We start from the raw sequence: 14,317 nt of genomic DNA, 5'->3' as shown, positions 1-14,317 counted from the left end.
GACGAACCGGACGGCATGGACAGCTCGAGTTGGACGGAGAGTGTGGGCCAAGCCCTTCTCTTTACTATTCCTTTACCCTCGGCCGCGCGCAATCGCGCGGCGCGGTTAACGAATGCATTTTGGCGCATGTGTGTGGATGAAGCATCACCACAGCGTCACCATTTCGACTTGTCGCGAGGCGATCAACGCTTTCTTAACGCTAAGGGCCGTTACTGAGAGATGAAGTGCCGACCCGCGTCCGGAGGCGGCCAAAGCGTATTTTGGCTCGAAATCCCATGGCTGCCCGACAAAATTCGCTGGGAACACTGGGTTTGCCGCCCAGGACGACCGGACTCGGTAATCATGTAGGACGAGGGCCTTGTCGTGGAACCGCCGCGACGCAAAATCATTCGAGGCGTCATGGGCTGTTTCGTTCCCGATCTGGCATCGACGTCAGGCTGGGCGTTCGGCAGGCGTGGCGCATGAGCTCGGCTCCGCACATTCCGGTTCTCGGCCGCGAGGCCATCGACCATCTCGCCCCGCGCGAAGGTGGCATCTATGTCGATGCCACTTTCGGCGCCGGCGGCTACAGCCGCGCCATTCTCGACATGCCGGGAACCCGGCTCATTGCGATTGACCGCGACCGTACTGCGATCGCTGGCGGTGCCGAGCTCGTCGAACGCTCCGCCGGTCGGCTCACGCTGGTCGAAGACCGCTTCTCCAACCTCGCGGAAGTCTGCGCGGCGCAGGGCGTCGACACCGTCGATGGCATCGTGATGGATGTCGGCGTGTCCTCGATGCAGCTCGATCAGGCCGGCCGCGGCTTCTCCTTCCGTCTCGACGGTCCGCTCGACATGCGGATGGGGCAGGCGGGCCCGACCGCGGCGGACGTCGTCGCGCGTGCCTCCGAAGGCGATCTCGCCGACATCATCTATCTCTTCGGCGAGGAGCGGCATTCGCGGCGCATCGCCCGTGCCATCGTTGCAGATCGGCAGGAGAGGCCGTTCACGACCACGCGCGCACTCGCCGATCTCGTCGGCAGGGTCGTGCGCTCGAAGCCCGGCGACATTCACCCGGCGACGCGGACGTTCCAGGCGCTGCGCATCTTCGTCAACGAAGAGCTCGAGGAACTCCAGACGGCGCTCGCTGCGGCCGAACGCGTGCTCAAGCCCGGCGGCCGCCTCGTCGTGGTCTCGTTCCATTCGCTGGAAGACCGCATCGTCAAGAATTTTCTCGCCTCACGTTCCAAGAGCGGCGGCGGCTCGCGGCATCTGCCGGAAGTCGCGCAGGCCGCGCCGAGCTTCCAGCTGCTGACGCGGCGGCCGGTCGTCGCCGGTGAGGACGAAGTGGCGCATAACCCGCGTGCGCGCTCCGCAAAGCTGCGCGCCGCCGAGCGCACCTCGGCGCCCGCGCATGACGATGGCGAGCCATCGTCCTGGCCAAGGCTCTCCGACGTCATGAGGGGTGGCTAGCGCATGCGCTTCATCCACCTCCTTGTCATCGGCGCGCTGATCTTCGCGGCGGCCCATGTCTACCGGATCAAGATGGACTCCACCGCGCGCACCGAGAAGGTGCTGCGGCTGCATGCGGAAATCCGGGAGCAGCGCGATGCGATCGCCTCGCTGCGCGCCGAATGGGCCAAGCTCGATGCGCCCTTGCGCCTGCAAGGACTGTCCGACCGGCATCTGTCGCTGAAGCCGGTCAACGGCACGCAATATGACTCGCTGAAGAACCTGCCGGAGCGCCCGCCGCGGATGTTCAGGCCGGGCGAGCCCGACCCGATCGGAGCGATGCTCAACACCATCGAAGCCGCGAGCGATCCCGAGACCGTGACGGGCTCCGTGCCTCAGCCGGAGGACAATCAATGAGCGCTCCGATCCCGGCAAAACCCATGGAAAAGCCGACCGAGCCTTGGCGGCAGCGGCTGATCCGCAGCCTGCTCTATGGGCGCAATGTCGATCGTGCCGCAAAGGCGCGCGCGCGCGTTGGCCTCGCAATGCTCGCCTTCGCCTCGGTCTATGCCCTGATCGGCGGCCGCCTCGTGATGTTCGCGATCGGCGCCGACGCCCACGGTGCCCGCCGCGCCGCGGCGCAGGAAGTGGTCGCGACCGCGCGGCCTGACATCGTCGACCGCAACGGTGCGATCCTGGCAACCGACGTCAAGGCGGCGAGCCTGTTCGGCGAGCCGCGCCGCATCATCGACAAGGACGAGGCGATCGAGCTTTTGACCGCCACCGTGCCCGACCTCGACGAGGCCGAGGTGCGCGAGCGCCTGAAGACGCGCAAGGGTTTTGTCTGGCTCAAGCGCGAGGTCACGCCGAAGCAGCAGCAGGACATCCACAAGCTCGGCATTCCCGGCATCGGCTTCCTGCGCGAGAACAAGCGCGTCTATCCGACCGGCAACGAAGTCGCCCACCTCATCGGCCTCGTCAATATCGACAACCAGGGCATCGCCGGCCTGGAGAAGTGGCTCGATAATCAAGGGCTCGCCGATCTCCACCGCGCCGGCTTTGCCACCGATCGGTTGCAAAAGCCGATCGAGCTCTCGGTCGATCTGCGCGTCGAGCACGCGCTCCGCGACGAGCTGTTGAAGGCCAAGGACAAGTTCCACGCCAAGGCCGCCTCCGGCATCGTCTCCAACGTCAAGACCGGCGAGATCGTCGCGATGGTCTCGCTGCCGGACTTCGATCCCAACAATCCGAAGGAAGCGCACGACCCCGACCGCATCAACCGTCTGACCACGGGCGTCTATGAGATGGGCTCGACCTTCAAAGCGTTCACGCTGGCGATGGCGCTCGATTCCGGCAAGATCAACCTGAATTCGTCGTGGGATGCGCGCGGAAATCTGCACTACGGCAAGTTCACCATCCACGACAGCCACCCGCTCGGGCGTTTCATCAACACCAAGGAAGTGTTCACCTACTCGTCCAACATCGGCGCGGCGCGGATCGCGCTCAGCCAGGGGGTCGAGGCGCACAAGGCGTTCCTCGCCAAGATGGGCCAGTTGACGCGGCTGCGCACCGAGCTGCCAGAGAGCGCGGCGCCGCTGATCCCGCGCCGCTGGAGCGAGCTAAACACGGTCACGGCAGCGTTCGGCCAGGGCCTATCGGTGGCGCCGCTCCAGGCGGTGATGGGCATCAACGCGCTGGTGAACGGCGGCTATTTGATTCCGCCGACCTTCATGAAGCGCAGCGAAGCGGAAGCAGCGGCGCTGGCCAAGCGCGTGATCAAGCAGGATACCAGCGACAAGATGCGGTATCTGATGCGGCTCAATGCCGAGATCGGTACCGCCAAGACCGCCGACATCAAGGGCTACTACGTCGGCGGCAAGACCGGCACGTCCGAGAAGGTCATCAACGGCCGCTATGCCAAGAAGCGGGTGCTCAACTCCTTCACCGCGGTCATGCCCTGCGACGATCCGAAATATCACATCCTGATCATGCTGGACGAGCCGCAGGCGATTCCTGAAACCAAGGGTTTCATCACGTCCGGCTGGAACGCGGTGCCGACGGGCGGCAAGGTGATCGAGCGAATCGCGCCGCTTCTGGGCGTCGAGCCGCGGTTCGACCTGCCGCCGTCCGACCGCCTTATTCTTGCAGCATCCAGGACAACCCAGTAATCAACCGGGTAGGCCGTTGCCGCTGCTGAGTCGGGACTTTTCCGAAGATTCGGCTTTCCGGCACGGCATGTCGACTGGAACACCATGAAGCTGCGCGAACTGCTAGGCAATGATGCCGCAATCGAGCCCACTGCCGCGGCGCTCGATGTGAGCGGTCTTGCGCTCGACAGCCGGCAGGTCGGGCCGGGCGATCTCTTCTTCGCACTTGCGGGCAGCAAGACCGACGGCACGCGCTTCATCGATGCTGCGGTCGGCGCAGGTGCGGTGGCCGTCGTCGGCGACCATGCGCCTGACGGCAGCAAGGTGCCGTTCGTCACGGTCGCCAATCCACGCCGTGCGCTGGCGCTGGCCGCGGCAAGATTCTTTCCTGCACAGCCCGCGACGATTGCCGCGGTGACCGGCACCAGCGGCAAGACCTCGGTCGCAGCCTTCACGCGCCAGATCTGGGAGCGGCTGGGGCATGCGTCCGCCAGCATCGGCACCATCGGCCTCGTCTCGCCCAAGCGCACGGTCTACGGTTCGTTGACGACGCCGGATCCGATCGCACTGCACCGGCAGATCGACGAGATCGCGCGCGACGGCGTGACGCATCTCGCCTTCGAGGCGTCCTCGCACGGGCTCGACCAGTACCGCCTCGACGGCGTGCGCGTCTGCGCCGGCGGCTTCACCAATCTCTCGCGCGACCACATGGACTATCATCCGACCGTCGCACACTATCTCGCGGCCAAGATCCGTCTGTTCCGCGAGCTGGTCCCGCCTGACGGAGCAGCGGTGATCTCGGCCGATCATGATTGTTCAGTGGACGTCATCGACGCGGCGAAGGCGCGCGGTCTGCGCGTGATGGTGGTCGGCCGCAACGGCGACGGCGCAGGCGAGGGCATTCGTCTCGCCGATGCCGAGGTCGAGGGCTTTTCGCAAGCGCTCGCGCTCGAGCATCGCGGCAAGCGTTACGCGGTCCGTCTCCCGCTGGTCGGCGAGTTTCAGATCGAGAACGCGCTGGTGTCGGCCGGCCTTGCCATCGGCACCGGCAGCGATGCGGCAAACGTGTTCGCGAGCCTCGAACATCTCGAAGGCGCCAAGGGCCGGCTCGAGCGCGTCGGCGAGCGCAACGGCGCGCCGATCTTCGTCGACTACGCGCATAAACCCGATGCGCTGGCGAAGGCTTTGCAGGCGCTCCGTCCCTACGCCAGGCGCAGGCTGGTCGTCGTGTTCGGCGCCGGTGGCGATCGCGATGCCGGCAAGCGGCCGATCATGGGCGAGATCGCGGCCGAGAATGCCGACGGCGTCATCGTCACCGACGACAATCCGCGCAGCGAGAAGCCGGAAGCGATCCGCGCGGCGATCCTCGCCACCGCGAAGGGCGCTCGCGAAATCGGCGACCGCACTGCTGCGATCCGCGCGGCGATCGAGGACTTGCAGGAGGGCGATGCGCTGCTCATCGCTGGCAAGGGCCACGAGACCGGGCAGATCGTCGGCGGCGAGATCTTGCCCTTCAGTGATCACGAGGCGGTCGCCGCCGCACTAGCATCGGGGGTTGCATGAGCGCGCCGATATGGACGGTTGCCGAGGTGGCGCGCGCGCTGGGTGTCGGCGGATCATTCCCGGATACGCCGATCGATTTCGTCACCCAGGACAGCCGCCTGGTGAAACCGGGCAGCCTGTTCGTCGCGCTGAGCGGCACGCCAAGCGGTGGCTTCGTCTCCGCCTTCGCCAGCGCGCGTGACGGCTGGGAGTTCGCGGACAAGGCGGAGGCCTCCGGAGCGGTCGCGATGATCGTGCCGCACGAGATCGCGGGCATCCGCATTCCCCAGATCGTCGTGAAGGACACACTGATCGACGGCCTGTGGGGCCTCGCGCGCGCCGCGCGCGCGCGCTTTGGCGGTCCGGTGATCGGGCTCACCGGCAGCGCCGGCAAGACCAGCACCAAGGAGTTTCTGGCCGCTTACCCCAACGCCTATGCCAGCCCGTCGAGCTTCAACAATTTCTGGGGCGTGCCGCTGACGCTGTGCAACGCCAGGCCGGACGCCAGCCTCTGGGTCGTCGAGATGGGCATGAACCAGCCCGGCGAAATCGCGCGGCTCAGCGAGTTGACGCGGCCGACCGTCGCGCTCGTCGTCAACGTCCAGCCGGTGCATCTGGAAAAGCTCGGCTCACTCGAAGCTATCAGGCGCGAGAAAGTATCGATCGCGCTCGGCCTGCCCGAGGACGGCGTGCTGGTGCTGCCCGCCGGGATCAAGGCGCCGGATTGGAAAGGCACGGTGGTGCGCTTCGGCGAGCATGCCGAGGTGCACGAGATCGCGCACGCCCCGCATGGCGAGAGCTGGCAGGTCGTGGCCAAGCTCGGCAAGAAGGAGATCGCCTTCAGCCTCACGCCGGGCGCGCCGCACCGCGTACAGAATGCGCTGGCCGCGCTCGCCGCGATCCGTGCGGCGAACCTCGATGCGGCAACGCTCGCGATCAAGCTCGACCGGGTCGGCATCATGACCGGCCGCGGCGTCGAGCAGGCGGTCGGCGGCATCACCGTGATCGACGACAGTTTCAACGGCAATCCGGCCAGCGTCGCTGCTGCGCTGCAAAGCCTTCAGGCGCGCAACATGTCTGGCGGGCGCCGCATTGCGGTGCTCGGCGACATGCTGGAGCTGGGTGCTGACGCACCAAGCTACCATACCGGCCTTGCCAAGCATCTCGAAGGTATCGACGGCGTCTATTGCGTCGGGCCTCTGATGCGCCACCTCTTCGATGTGCTGCCGTCAAGCAAGGGGCTCGGCTGGCACGACGATCCCGCCACGCTGAAGCCGAGCGAGGTTGCGCGCCTGCTGAAGGCAGGCGACGTCGTGGTTGTCAAGGGCAGCAAGAAGATGTTCTGGGTCAACAAGTTTGTGCCGGGCCTGGTGGCCGCCTTGCAGGCAAAGGCGTAAACTGCTTGGAAGGCGCTGTTCCCGAATCCCTCTTTTGCGGCACGAAGCCGTCCGTTTCCCCTGAGGTCGCCTCCGACCCGATGATGAAGACCAGCGAATGCGCGTGAGGCACGTTGAGGCCAAGATAAAGGCCGAGAACAAGGCCAAGGCTGCGCGTGCAAAGGCGCCATAGGACCGTCTGAATGTTTTACTGGCTGATCGAGCTCTCCAACACATTTCCGGGCTTCGGTGCAATCCGCACGGTCCTGAACGTCTTCCGCTACATCACCTTCCGCACCGGCGGCGCCGTCGTCACCGGCGCGCTGTTCGTGTTCCTGTTCGGACCCTGGATCATCGATCATTTGCGCATCCGTCAAGGCAAGGGCCAGCCGATCCGCACCGACGGTCCGCAATCGCATCTCGCCAAGAAGGGCACGCCCACCATGGGTGGGCTGATGATCCTGTCCGGTCTCACCGTCGGTACGGTGCTGTGGGCCAACCCGCTCAACCCCTATGTCTGGATCGTGCTGGCGGTGACGCTCGGCTTCGGCTTCGTCGGCTTCTATGACGATTACCTCAAGGTCACCAAGCAGACCACGACCGGATTCGGCAGCAAGCTTCGCCTGCTGATCGAGGCGGCGATCGCGCTGGTCGCCTGCTACGCGCTAGTGCGGCTGAACCGCGATCCCGCGTCCACGGCGCTGACGATTCCGTTCCTGAAGGACACGGTGCTGCATTTCGGCTGGTTCTTCGTCATCTTCGGCGCCTTCGTCATCGTCGGCTCCGGCAACGCGGTGAACCTCACCGACGGTCTCGACGGCCTCGCCATCGTGCCGGTGATGATTGCGACCGCGAGCTTTGCGATGATCGCCTATCTCGCCGGCAACGCCGTGTTCGCCGAATATCTCCAGATCAAATATGTCGCGGGCACCGGCGAACTCGCCGTGCTCTGCGGCGCGCTATTGGGCGCCGGCCTCGGCTTCCTCTGGTTCAACGCGCCGCCGGCCTCGATCTTCATGGGCGACACCGGCTCGCTCGCGCTCGGCGGCATGCTGGGCGCGATCGCGGTCGCGGTGAAGCACGAGATCGTGCTCGCGGTGATCGGCGGCCTATTCGTGCTGGAGGCGGTCTCCGTCATCGTGCAGGTGGTGTCGTTCAAGCTCACCGGAAAGCGCATCTTCCGCATGGCGCCGATCCATCATCATTTCGAGCAGCTCGGCTGGACCGAGCCGCAGATCGTGATCCGCTTCTGGATCATCTCGGTGATGCTGGCGCTCGCCGGCCTGTCGACACTGAAGCTGCGGTGATCGATCGATGATCCCGGTCACGTCCTTTTCCGGCAAGACTGTTGCTGTGTTCGGCCTCGGCGGTTCGGGGCTCGCCTCCTGCCATGCGTTGAAAGCCGGTGGCGCCGAGGTGATCGCCGCCGACGACAATGCCGAGAACGTCGCCAAGGCGGCGCAGGCCGGTTTCGTCACCGCGGATTTGCGCAACATCTCCTGGGCGAATTTTGCCGCGCTCGTGCTGGCGCCCGGCGTGCCGCTGACCCATCCGGTGCCGCACTGGAGCGTGCTGAAGGCCCGCGAAGCCGGGGTCGAGGTGATCGGCGATATCGAGCTGTTCTGCCGCGAACGGCGCCGGCATGCGCCGAACGCGCCGTTCGTTGCCATCACCGGCACCAACGGCAAGTCGACCACGACGGCACTGATTGCGCATCTGACGAAAGTCGCCGGCTACGACACCCAGATGGGCGGCAATATTGGCACCGCGATCCTGTCGCTGGAGCCGCCGCGCATGGGTCGCGTCCACGTCATCGAGATGTCGTCCTACCAGATCGACCTCACGCCCTCGCTCGATCCCTCCGTCGGCATTCTGCTCAACGTCAGCGAGGACCACATCGATCGCCACGGCACGGTTGCGCATTACGCCGCGGTGAAGGAGCGTCTCGTTGCGGGCGTGCAGGACGGCGGCACCTCGATCGTTGGCGTCGACGACGGTTTTTGCCGTGACATCGCCGACCGGCTCGACCGCGCCGGCAAGAACGTGGTGCGCATCTCCGTCAAGAATCCGCTGGCCACCGGGATTTACGTCGAGCACGGCAACATCGTGCGCGCCTCGGGCGGTGCGCGCAGCGAGATTGCCGCGCTCGGCGGCATCGGCTCGCTGCGCGGCCAGCACAATGCGCAGAACGCGGCCTGCGCCGCCGCTGCCGCGCTTGCGATGGGCATCGGCCGCGACGTGCTGCAGAACGGCCTGCGCAGCTTTCCGGGCCTCGCGCACCGCATGGAGCAGGTCGGCCGCCGCGGCAACGTGCTGTTCGTCAACGATTCCAAGGGCACCAACGCGGATGCGACCGCGCATGCGTTGTCGTCCTTTGCCGACATCTTCTGGATCGCCGGTGGCAAGGCGAAGGCGGGCGGCATCACTGGCCTCACGGGCTTCTTCCCGCGCATCCGCAAAGCCTATCTGATCGGTGAGGCCGCGCAGGAGTTTTCGGGGACGTTGGGCACGCACGTGCCGCACGAGATCAGCCAGACGCTGGACGTCGCGGTCGAGCACGCGGCCCGCGATGCGGAAGCATCAGGCCTCACCGACGCCGTCGTGCTGCTGTCGCCTGCCTGCGCCTCCTTCGATCAGTACCGCAACTTCGAGATCCGCGGCACCAAGTTCCGCGAGCTGGTGCAGGCGCTGCCGGGTGTGAAGCCGGTGGTGTAGGGAACACGCGTGCGTCACACTCCGCTGTCGTCGCCCGGCTTGACCGGGCGACCCAGTATCCCAGAGACGGTGCTTTAGCCGAGGTGCCGCGGCGTACTGGATGCCCCGCCTTCGCGGGGCATGACAATGTGTTTTGTGGCGGCAGCGAAGATCATCTCCAAACGCCCCCACTTCCTTAACCCCCCGGTAACCAACCTCGGCGACCAATGGACGGACCTCTGTCTGAAAGCGGCCGCCCATGCTCTCCCGTGAAGAACGCACCCCCTTTTCCGAGTGGTGGTGGACCGTCGACAAGCCGCTGATGGGCGCCATCCTGGCGCTGATGCTGACCGGGGTGATCCTGTCGCTGGCGGCGAGCCCGCCGGTTGCGACCCGTATCGGGCTCGATCCCTTCCATTTCTTCAGCCGGCACGTGATGTTCCTCCTCCCGTCCTGCCTGGTGCTGCTTGGCGTCTCGTTCCTCTCGCCGCGCGCGATCCGCCGCAGCGCGCTGATCATCTTCACGGTCAGCATCATCCTGATCGTGGTGACGCTCGCGATCGGTCCTGAGGTGAAGGGCTCGCGGCGCTGGATCACGCTGCTCGGCGTCAACATCCAGGCCTCCGAGATCGCAAAGCCGTCGTTCGTCGTCATCGCGGCCTGGCTGTTCGCGGAATCGACCAAGCGGCCGGAGATGCCGGCGACCTCGATGGCGCTGGTGCTGCTCTTGATGTTGGTCGCGCTGCTGGTGATGGAGCCGGACTTCGGCCAGACCATGCTGATCCTGATGGTGTGGGGCTCGCTGTTCTTCATCGCAGGGATGCGCATGATCTGGGTGTTCGGCCTTGCGGGCGCCGCCGCGGCCGGCCTGTTCAGTGCCTACCTTTTTGTTCCCCACGTAGCGGGCCGCATCAGGCGCTTCATGAACCCGGCCTCCGGCGACACCTTCCAGGTCGATACCGCCATGGAAGCCTTCTACAATGGCGGCTGGTTCGGCCTCGGACCGGGCGAGGGCATCGCCAAGCGCAGCCTGCCGGACAGCCACACCGATTTCGTGTTCGCTGTTGCTGCCGAAGAGTTCGGAATCATCCTGTGCCTGGCGATGCTGGCGCTGTTCGCCTTCGTCGTCATCCGCACGCTGTCGCGCGCCTATGCCAATGAGGACATGTTCTCGCGCTTTGCGGCCTCGGGCCTTGCGATCCTGTTCGGCGTGCAGGCGGCGATCAACATGTCGGTCAACCTCCAGCTCATCCCCGCCAAGGGCATGACGCTGCCGTTCATCTCCTATGGCGGCTCCTCGATCGTGTCGCTCGCCTATGGCGTCGGCATGATGCTGGCGCTGACGCGGCTGCGTCCGCGCACCGAGGTCGAGGCGAGCGGCCGCGCCGAGGCGATGCGGAGTTACGCGTAATTCGTCGTCATTGCGAGGAGCTCTTGCGACGAAGCAATCCAGACTGTCTCCGCGGAGGTAGTCTGGATTGGTTCGCTTCGCTCGCAATGACGAGAAAGACCTTGTAAAAGCCTCCGTCATGGACACGTCCCCCCTGATTCTTCTCGCCGCGGGCGGCACCGGCGGCCATCTGTTCCCGGCCGAGGCGCTCGGCGTCGAATTGATCCGGCGCGGCTTTCGCGTCCGCCTCGTCACCGACGAGCGCGCGCTGCGCTATAGCGGGCTGTTCAGCAAGGACATGATCGACGTCGTCTCGAGCGAGACTGCGCGCGGCCGCAATCCGTTCCAGCTTGCCTATGCCGGCCTCACGCTCGCCGTCGGCACGCTCTCTGCCTACGCTCTGATCAAGCGATTGAAGCCTGTCGCTGTCGTCGGTTTCGGCGGCTATCCGACGCTGCCGCCGCTGGTCGCGGCGAAATTCGCCGGCGTGCCAGGGATCATCCACGATGCCAACGCCGTGCTCGGCCGCGCCAACCGGTTCCTGTCGAGTCGTGTCCGCGCCATCGCGACGTCCTTGCCCGGCGTGCTCGACCGCGATCCGGCGCTATCGGCTAAGACCACGACCGTCGGCACGCCGATGCGGCCGGCGATCCTCGCGGCCGCTGCGGTAAAATATATCACGCCTGAAGTGAACGGTCCGCTCCGCTTGCTCGTCGTCGGCGGCAGTCAGGGCGCGCGCATCATGGCCGATATCGTGCCGGGCGCGATCGAGCGGCTCGAGCCTGCGCTGTGGAGCCGCCTCGTCCTGACCCAGCAGGTGCGCGAAGAGGACATGAGCCGCGTGCGCGCGGTCTACGACAAGCTCAAGATCAGGGTCGAGCTCGCACCCTTCTTCACGGATTTGCCGGCGCGGCTTGCTTCCAACCATCTGGTGGTGTCGCGTTCCGGCGCGGGCACGGTCGCCGAGCTTGCCGCGATCGGGCGGCCCTCGATCCTGGTGCCGCTGCCGGGCTCGATCGACCAGGATCAGTTCGCCAATGCCGGCGTGCTGGTCAAGGTCGATGGCGCCATCCGCATCCCGCAGACCGAGTTCAGCTCGGACCGCCTTGCCGCCGAAATCTCCACCTTCGCCGCCGAGCCGGCGCGTCTTGCCGCCATGGCCGAAGCCGCCCGCGGCGCCGGCCGGCTCGACGCGGCCGAGCGGCTGGCGGATCTCGTGGTCAAAGTCGCGGGAATCTGACGCGAAAAAGCCCTTGTCATCGCCTTCTAAAGCGGGGCATCCAGTAGGAAAGGCGCGCGGCTGATTTGGCCGTGACCTTCGCCAGATGCCGCCTTCGGGGCGGCGAGGTCAGGGAACAGAGTATGAGACTGCCGCGCGAGATCGGACCCATCCACTTCGTCGGAATCGGCGGAATCGGCATGAGCGGTATCGCTGAGGTGCTGGTCAATCTCGGCTATGCCGTGCAGGGCTCCGACGCCGCCGACAATTACAATCTCGACCGGCTGCGCAAGAAGGGCGCGAAGGTCTCGGTCGGCCACAAGGCGGAGAACGTCGACGGCGCCGAGGTCGTTGTGGTCTCTACCGCGATCAAGCGCGACAATCCGGAATTGATGGCGGCGCGCGAACGGCGCATTCCCGTGGTGCGTCGCGCCGAGATGCTGGCCGAGCTGATGCGGCTGAAGAGCTGCGTCGCGATTGCCGGCACCCACGGCAAGACCACGACGACCACGATGGTCGCAACGTTGCTCGATGCCGGCGGGCTCGATCCGACCGTGATCAACGGCGGCATCATCAACGCCTACGGCTCCAACGCGCGGCTCGGCGCCGGCGACTGGATGGTGGTGGAAGCCGACGAGAGTGACGGTACGTTCCTGAAGCTGCCGACCGATGTCGCGATCGTCACCAATGTCGACCCCGAGCATCTCGATCATTTCAAGACCTTCGATGCCGTGCAGGATGCGTTCCGCCATTTCGTCGAGAATCTGCCCTTCTACGGCTTCGCCGTGATGTGCATCGATCATCCCGTGGTGCAGAGCCTCGTCGGCAAGATCGAGGATCGTCGCATCATCACTTACGGCGAGAATCCGCAGGCGGACGCGCGGCTGGTCGACCTCACGGCGGGCGGCGGTGGCTCGAAGTTCAAGGTCGTCATCCGCGATCGCAAGAGTGGGGCTGTGCACGAGATCGCCGACCTCGCGCTGCCGATGCCGGGCCGGCACAACGCCTCGAATGCGACGGCAGCGATCGCAGTTGCGCACACGCTCGGTGTTTCCGACGACAAGATCCGCGGCGCCATCGCAGGCTTCGGCGGCGTCAAGCGGCGCTTCACCAAGACCGGCGAGTGGAACGGCGTGACCATCATCGACGATTACGGCCACCACCCCGTCGAGATCGCGGCCGTGCTGAAAGCGGCGCGCGATTCCTACACCGGCAAGGTGATCGCCGTGGTGCAGCCGCATCGCTACACGCGCCTGCAATCGTTGTTCGAGGAATTCTGCACCTGCTTCAACGATGCGGACGCGGTTGTAGTCGCCGAAGTCTATGCCGCCGGCGAAGTGCCGATCGCGGGCGTCGATCGCGATCATTTCGTCGCGGGCCTGCGCGCCCACGGCCATCGCGAGGTGATCCCGCTGCCGGCGGCTTCGGCGCTCGCGGGCATCGTCAAGGGATTGGCGAAGCCAGGTGATCTCGTCGTGTGCCTGGGGGCCGGCAACATCACGCAATGGGCGTACGCGTTGCCGGACGAATTGAAGGCGCTGGGGTAGGGCGGTGAGCTTCCCCGACATCATCCCTTCGCTCAAAGCCGCGATGCCTGATCTTCGCGGTCGGCTGCTCGCCAACCAGTCGCTCGCCGAGCTCACCTGGTTTCGCGTCGGCGGTCCGGCACAGGTGCTGTTCACCCCGGCTGACGAAGACGACCTCGCCTACTTCCTCGCGCATCTCGCGCCCGACATTCCCGTCTATGTCGTCGGCGTCGGCTCCAACCTCATCGTGCGCGACGGCGGCATTGCGGGCGTGGTGATTCGTCTCGCACCGCGCGCCTTCGGCGAGACGAGCGCGAGCGGCGATGTCGTCACCGCGGGCGCGGCGGCGCTCGACAAGCGCGCGGCGGAAGTTGCGGTGTCCGCCAATATCGGCGGGCTCGAATTCTATTTCGGCATTCCCGGCACGATCGGCGGCGCGCTGCGCATGAATGCGGGCGCCAATGGCGGGGAGACCAAGGACGTCCTGATCGAGGCGAGGGGCGTCGGGCGCGACGGCGGCAAGCACGTGTTCTCCAACGCCGACATGAAGTTCGTCTACCGCAACAGCGGCGTCGATCCCTCCATCATCTTCACCTCCGCGCGCTTTCGCGGCGAGATCAGGGATAGTGATGCGATCCGCGCGCGCATGGCAGAGGTGCAAACCCATCGCGAGACCGCGCAGCCGATCCGCGAGAAGACCGGCGGCTCGACCTTCAAGAACCCGCCCGGCCATTCCGCCTGGAAGCTGATTGATGCTGCCGGCTGCCGCGGCCTGCGCGTCGGCGGCGCGCAGGTCTCGGAGATGCACTGCAATTTCCTGATCAACACGGGCGAGGCCACCGCGCACGATATCGAGACGCTGGGCGAGACGGTGCGCGAACGCGTGAAAGCCAATTCCGGAATTGAGCTACACTGGGAAATCAAGCGGATCGGGGTTTCATGAACACCGTCATTCCTGGGCTCGCGAAGCGAGAGCTACGATGCGCAATTGCG

Annotated in this window: 11 protein-coding genes; all 11 read left to right on the top strand. The window is 65.9% G+C overall.

Annotated elements, in window-relative coordinates:
• Positions 1–461: 461 nt before the first annotated feature.
• The 11 genes from rsmH to murB all read left to right on the top strand — a co-directional run bounded on the left by rsmH (position 462) and on the right by murB (position 14,267).
• Positions 462–1,451: a 16S rRNA (cytosine(1402)-N(4))-methyltransferase RsmH gene (gene rsmH, locus XH85_RS38140; RefSeq protein WP_164940311.1), complete on the top strand. Its 990-nt coding sequence runs from the start codon at positions 462–464 to the stop codon at positions 1,449–1,451.
• 3 nt (positions 1,452–1,454) lie between these two features.
• Positions 1,455–1,847: a cell division protein FtsL gene (gene ftsL / locus XH85_RS38135; protein ID WP_091879235.1), complete on the top strand. Its 393-nt coding sequence runs from the start codon at positions 1,455–1,457 to the stop codon at positions 1,845–1,847.
• Positions 1,844–3,598, top strand: a complete 1,755-nt coding sequence (locus tag XH85_RS38130) for a peptidoglycan D,D-transpeptidase FtsI family protein (protein WP_128936036.1) — start codon at positions 1,844–1,846, stop codon at positions 3,596–3,598. Before ftsL ends, XH85_RS38130 begins: the two co-directional genes overlap by 4 nt.
• An 84-nt stretch (positions 3,599–3,682) precedes the next feature.
• On the top strand, positions 3,683–5,140 hold the full coding sequence (locus XH85_RS38125; RefSeq protein ID WP_128936035.1) for a UDP-N-acetylmuramoyl-L-alanyl-D-glutamate--2,6-diaminopimelate ligase: 1,458 nt from the start codon (positions 3,683–3,685) through the stop codon (positions 5,138–5,140).
• On the top strand, positions 5,137–6,516 hold the full coding sequence (locus XH85_RS38120) for a UDP-N-acetylmuramoyl-tripeptide--D-alanyl-D-alanine ligase (protein WP_128936034.1): 1,380 nt from the start codon (positions 5,137–5,139) through the stop codon (positions 6,514–6,516). Before XH85_RS38125 ends, XH85_RS38120 begins: the two co-directional genes overlap by 4 nt.
• A 182-nt stretch (positions 6,517–6,698) precedes the next feature.
• Positions 6,699–7,802 (top strand): phospho-N-acetylmuramoyl-pentapeptide-transferase, encoded by a 1,104-nt coding sequence (gene mraY, locus XH85_RS38115; RefSeq protein ID WP_122401968.1) that lies wholly within the window; start codon positions 6,699–6,701, stop codon positions 7,800–7,802.
• 7 nt (positions 7,803–7,809) lie between these two features.
• Positions 7,810–9,210 carry a UDP-N-acetylmuramoyl-L-alanine--D-glutamate ligase gene (gene murD, locus XH85_RS38110; protein ID WP_128936033.1) on the top strand — a complete coding sequence of 467 codons (1,401 nt, stop codon included), beginning with the start codon at positions 7,810–7,812 and terminating at the stop codon, positions 9,208–9,210.
• Positions 9,211–9,448: 238 nt separating this feature from the next.
• Complete coding sequence (gene ftsW, locus XH85_RS38105) at positions 9,449–10,600, top strand: putative lipid II flippase FtsW (protein ID WP_128936032.1); 1,152 nt, start codon at positions 9,449–9,451, stop codon at positions 10,598–10,600.
• Positions 10,601–10,718: 118 nt separating this feature from the next.
• Positions 10,719–11,819 carry an undecaprenyldiphospho-muramoylpentapeptide beta-N-acetylglucosaminyltransferase gene (murG, locus tag XH85_RS38100; RefSeq protein ID WP_128936031.1) on the top strand — a complete coding sequence of 367 codons (1,101 nt, stop codon included), beginning with the start codon at positions 10,719–10,721 and terminating at the stop codon, positions 11,817–11,819.
• Between the two features lie 122 nt (positions 11,820–11,941).
• Positions 11,942–13,345 carry a UDP-N-acetylmuramate--L-alanine ligase gene (gene murC, locus XH85_RS38095; protein WP_128936030.1) on the top strand — a complete coding sequence of 468 codons (1,404 nt, stop codon included), beginning with the start codon at positions 11,942–11,944 and terminating at the stop codon, positions 13,343–13,345.
• Between the two features lie 4 nt (positions 13,346–13,349).
• Positions 13,350–14,267 carry a UDP-N-acetylmuramate dehydrogenase gene (murB, locus tag XH85_RS38090; RefSeq protein WP_128936029.1) on the top strand — a complete coding sequence of 306 codons (918 nt, stop codon included), beginning with the start codon at positions 13,350–13,352 and terminating at the stop codon, positions 14,265–14,267.
• Positions 14,268–14,317: the final 50 nt, after the last annotated feature.

It is taken from the genome of Bradyrhizobium zhanjiangense (genome assembly GCF_004114935.1).
Lineage (GTDB): Bacteria > Pseudomonadota > Alphaproteobacteria > Rhizobiales > Xanthobacteraceae > Bradyrhizobium > Bradyrhizobium zhanjiangense.
This window is presented reverse-complemented; position numbering and strand designations above follow the sequence as displayed.